The sequence below is a fragment of the Mycobacterium sp. genome (assembly GCF_049281135.1).
Lineage (GTDB): Bacteria > Actinomycetota > Actinomycetes > Mycobacteriales > Mycobacteriaceae > Mycobacterium.
The window spans coordinates 1-2251 of record NZ_JBAPRN010000474.1 but is presented as its reverse complement, the minus strand read 5'-3'; the positions used below and the strand labels follow the sequence as shown (position 1 = coordinate 2251).

Below are 2251 nucleotides of genomic sequence, written 5' to 3'. Positions count from 1 at the left end.
TGGTGAATGAACCTTTCGGGGGGGAGGTGGCAATGCACAACGAGTGCGTGCAAAGAAGGGTGAAACGAATGGGCTGGTCGTGCGCCGGAAGAGACGCCTAGCTGAGACGACAGCGGTCGCTCGTCACCCGGACGAAGTCGATACAACGACGTCGGGTCAGCAAGAGCGAAGAGCACTGCATGTGCATGCATCGATACTGCAAGGCGTCTCCGTCCATGTCAACTATATCTAGTGTGCTTATACAGTTAATTAGGAGCAGTGTTGCGGCGCCGTCTAACGGATAGCCTCTTGACCTGTCGACCTCGCGTCGGCGAAACGGGCCGTTAGCTCAACTGGCAGAGCAGCGGACTTTTAATCCGTAGGTTGTGGGTTCGAGTCCCACACGGCCCACTATTTGTGCAGGTCAAAGCCATGATCAACGATCTTGAACGTGAAATTGTTGCTGCGGATGGAATCCGTAGGTGGGAACCGGTGATTGGCGGTCTGACCTGCGGGTTTAGGTCAGCGCCTAGGGCGCGTGGGGACATGATGGGGACACGGTGCCGGCTCCGTGACGGCTAGGTCCGTCGCTGCCGCCGTTGACATCGCCGTAGCCGCGTCCCCGGATTACCCATCTGCGACCTCTCCGGCCAGCTGCCGGTCGACGATCTGAGCATCGGACGAGCTGTTCGTATTGAGTGGTTGGAATGGAGATGAAGATGGCGGGCGGTGCTGATTGCTTCTGGAGAACCGCGCGAGGACCCGACGCAGACCGGCAGGATCAACAAGTAAAGCCTGGCCGGCAACCCGAACAGTCACCGCTCGCGGCATCGGCGGAATTTGGCGGGGCCTTTCGGTTTGCGGGAACCGCGCCTCGTTCTCCAGGGTCCGCTACACCGTCGTGGCCAGGTCGGGCGCCACGTCAGCGCTGCCGGTTGCGGTCGCGCTGGTGACCGCGAGGGTTGCCGTCGCCGTGCGCGCCGATCGTTCGCGGAGGATGCTGACGGCGATCAGGGCGAGGTTGCCTGCTGCGGCAGCACCGATGATGGTGGTGACCAGCGCGAACATCCCGGATACCGCGGTGAACCCGAGCCAGCCGCCGAGCAGTGCGCCGGCGATTGCGGCCAGGAGACCGACTGACTTGGTGGCACGGTCCCAGGCGCGGTGGGTCCAGGCCAGGTAGAGGCCTAGTGCGATCGGCACGCTGGTGGCGAGAATCCCGAACAGTTCGCTGATCGGGGACAGCGTGGGCCAGAGCGTCAGGACGACCAGGGCCGCTCCGAGCCAACCGCCGATCCCGAGGACGAGCAGGACGATGGTGCGGGTCACGAAGCTGGTCTTGCGCCCTGCGGCACCGTGCTTGCGTACCCGGCGCGCTATCCAGAGCAACCACAGGGCAGCCAGGACGACGAGGCCGAGCACTGTCCCAACGATGTCCCTGGCAACCGCTGTCTGCGTGGGCGATGTGCTGAAGCTGACCTTGTTCGGGGTGTAGCCGGAGGTGTCGACCCGGCCGGTGTTGTAGAACGTGGTCAGCAGCTGCGTGCTGGCGCTCGGCTGGTAGGACCAGAAGTCTTCTGCGTGCCCGAGCCCGGACAGGATGACCTGGTGCCCGTTGGGCAGATGCGGCAGCAGCTCCTTGGTGGCGTTCTGGGCCGGCGTTTGGAAGTCGAGGGTTCCGCCGATGAGCAGCGTCGGGACGTTCGAGTTCTGCACGCGGGTGTACTGGTTCTCACCCGGATTGGCCGGCCAGTCGGCAAGGCCGCCTGCGCCCCACAAGAACTGCGTGCCGGGATTGCCGATGATCGAGCCCCGACCCGTGCCGGAGCTGAAGTAGCGCTGGGCTGGGTGCGCGTCGGCCAGTCCGATGCTGGCGAACTCGCCCCAGGAGAACGACGAGGGGAGGATGAGTCCGGCCATCGTGGATAGCAGCCACAGGCCGCTGGGGTTCCCATGCGCGGCGGAGATCCACGAGTCGAGGGTGTTCGGCCCGGCCAGTACGCCACCGCCTGCCGAGGTCTCGTCGGTGAGCCCGAGGAACGTCCCGACCAGGGCGTTGCCCGCCTTGATCGGCAGGGGCCCCCACCGTTTCGGCATGTTTGCCGTCGTGTGCTGCATGCTCGCGGCGAGGTTGGCGGTGCGGGCGTGGCAGGAAGGGTCTTTCGAGCACTGCGCCGAGTAATTCTCGATCCCCTGATCGGTCTCGGCTCCGCTGTAGAGGAAGTTCCCGGGCGGGTTGACCGAGATCATCGCCGAGCGGTCGACACTGTTC

The 2251-nt window shown here is 64.6% G+C and carries 1 protein-coding gene and 1 tRNA gene; one reads left to right on the top strand and one right to left on the bottom strand.

Features of this window, described 5'->3' with window-relative positions; genetic code table 11:
* Positions 1-317 precede the first annotated feature (317 nt).
* A tRNA-Lys gene (locus tag WAN02_RS18970) sits at positions 318-390 on the top strand.
* A 480-nt stretch (positions 391-870) separates the two neighbouring features.
* Here the strand turns inward: WAN02_RS18970 and WAN02_RS18965 are convergent.
* Positions 871-2251: alpha/beta hydrolase (locus WAN02_RS18965; RefSeq protein ID WP_422265784.1), on the bottom strand; the 1381-nt coding region annotated here is incomplete at its 5' end.